The organism is Shewanella sp. MBTL60-007, from assembly GCF_019654915.1.
Classification (GTDB): Bacteria; Pseudomonadota; Gammaproteobacteria; order Enterobacterales; family Shewanellaceae; genus Shewanella.
The window spans coordinates 1-2,114 of sequence record NZ_BPET01000131.1; the positions used below are offsets into that span (position 1 = coordinate 1).

Genomic DNA, 2,114 nt, shown 5'->3' on the forward strand with positions numbered 1-2,114 from the left:
TGGAAGTTTTGCGGCATTCTGGCTACACAATAACGAGGGAAGACTTGCTCGCGGCTGCAACCCTGCTTGCTCAAAATCTATTCAAACATGGTTGTGCTTTGGGGAAATTATGAGGGGATCCCTCAGTGCTCAGCCATCATTTGATCAATCAAAACCAAACCATCTTTAGTCAGCTCTACCGTGACACTTCGGCGATCTTCTTTGCTATGGGCACGAACGATCAAGCCTTTCGCTTCTAGTTTATCTAAACGATTCGTCATAGCACCGGAAGTGAGCATCATCGATTCGATGAGTTCTGAAGGCGTTAAGCGAAATGGTTTCCCAGAACGACGAAGCGTTGCCAACACGTCAAACTCACCAAGCTTCATATCGTATTTTTTATGAAGATCGGCGACTTCTGTTTCCATATATTTCGCAATGCGCATGATTCTGCCCATCATGGCCATTGGCTCGGTTTCTAGCTCTGGCTTTTCCTTAGCCCACTGCTCTACTACGCGGTCGATAGCGTCCATTTGCAATCTCGCTCCGTTATTGGTTCTTTAACTTCAAATTAGTTTAACATAAAGATACTTTACAAGCATAAATATTAGGTATAGAGTTCACACAATTAGTTATCTTAACGTAAAGATATTTCAAATGAATATATTACTGGCAATGATCCCTGCGTTTTTTTGGGGAACAACCTATGCAGTGACGCAATTTACGCTACAGGAGTGGCCACCATTGTTACTAGGCGCTTTACGCGCTTTACCTGCTGGTTTGCTATTGCTGGCTGTTAAACCTACCTTACCGAAAAAAGGTGAGTGGCAGATCATCTTTAGCTTAGGGTTGATCAATATCGCGACCTTCTTTGGTCTTATCTTTGTTATGGCCCTAACGCTACCTTCTGCTATTTCTGGCGTGGGGATGATCTCTGTACCAGTGTTTGCCATGATCTTTCATTGGATCGTGAAAAAGCAGCGCCCCCATTTCATCCAAGCCATTTCTGGTGCTGGTTTGATTGGATTGGCGTGGATGCTTTTCAACCCAAGCCAAATTTCACTTAACCCTGTAGGGCTAGGGGCTATGTTTGCGGCGATCATGTGTATCATTATTGGTAGCAGCATTACTAAATCCCTTGGGAATCGTATGCATTGGTGGACGGTACTAACTTGGCAATTAATCCTTGGGGGAGCGATTTTATCCATCGCTTCAATAGTGCATGCTATTGCCGACCCTCAACAATACGCCAATGCGATAAATAACTTTAGTACGCGTAATTTCCTAGGTTTACTTTGGGTTATTGGCTTGAACACTGCTCTCGGTTACGGCATGTACGTGTGGTTACTGCAACGAATGTCAGTGGTTGATTTTACATTCGGTGGTATTGCGAATCCTGTTGCGGGTATCGTGACGGGCATGGTGCTAATGGGCGAATCTTTCACGGCAACACAATATTCGTTCATGGTTGGGATGATTGTCATGTCATTACTGCCTCAAATCATTCTTTCTATTAGGCAAGCTAAACCCACTCAAGCCGTGACTGAATGATCTAAGATTTCAACGTATTACCAAGCCCGCACTACGCGGGCTTTTCTTCAATTAGAGAGCTCTCATCACAAATATCCATTTGTTCTTCATTAGCCCACACTTTATTATCAAAGTAATAAAGAATTCGGGTACTCCATATGGCAAAAGATCTTTTCTCTAATCTCGACCTTAACCTTCTGCGAACATTCATCATTTTGCATCAAGAGCGAAATATGCGAAAAGCCTCTGAGCGTTTGTTTGTTTCACAACCGGCCGTGAGTAAAGCGTTGCAAAGGCTTCGTGACCACTTTGGTGATGAGCTGTTCGTAAAAACCCATCACGGATTACGCGCGACAGAGCATGCAAATATGCTAGCAGAGAGTATAGCGCCGATAATGGATGAACTTAGCCTAGCCCTTAATAGCAGTAATGAATTCGATCCCAAACAGCTTGAAGGTCCAATCACACTTGCGCTGTCCTGAGGAATCCCCTAATGATTTTGATAAAAATCATAAATTTAAGGTAGATGCACATCTTGTCATGTGATCAAATGGTTCTGAGAAAAATCAATAACCAGACAACAAGATGTGCGAACTCGATATTTT

Annotated in this window: 2 protein-coding genes and 1 pseudogene; 2 read left to right on the top strand and 1 reads right to left on the bottom strand. The window is 43.3% G+C overall.

From position 1 onward, the window contains the following. Positions 1 to 125: 125 nt before the first annotated feature. A pseudogene (locus K5Q92_RS23610) lies at positions 126 to 512 on the bottom strand (MarR family winged helix-turn-helix transcriptional regulator); the annotation flags it as partial. 124 nt (positions 513 to 636) lie between these two features. On the opposite strand from K5Q92_RS23610, the gene K5Q92_RS23615 reads away from it, so the two are divergent. Beyond that, the gene (locus K5Q92_RS23615; protein WP_220771231.1) at positions 637 to 1,530 is read left to right on the top strand and encodes a DMT family transporter; all 894 of its coding nucleotides are present in this window, start codon (positions 637 to 639) and stop codon (positions 1,528 to 1,530) included. 137 nt (positions 1,531 to 1,667) lie between these two features. Further along, positions 1,668 to 1,991: a LysR family transcriptional regulator gene (locus tag K5Q92_RS23620; protein WP_220771232.1), complete on the top strand. Its 324-nt coding sequence runs from the start codon at positions 1,668 to 1,670 to the stop codon at positions 1,989 to 1,991. The last annotated feature ends 123 nt before the right edge of the window (positions 1,992 to 2,114 follow it).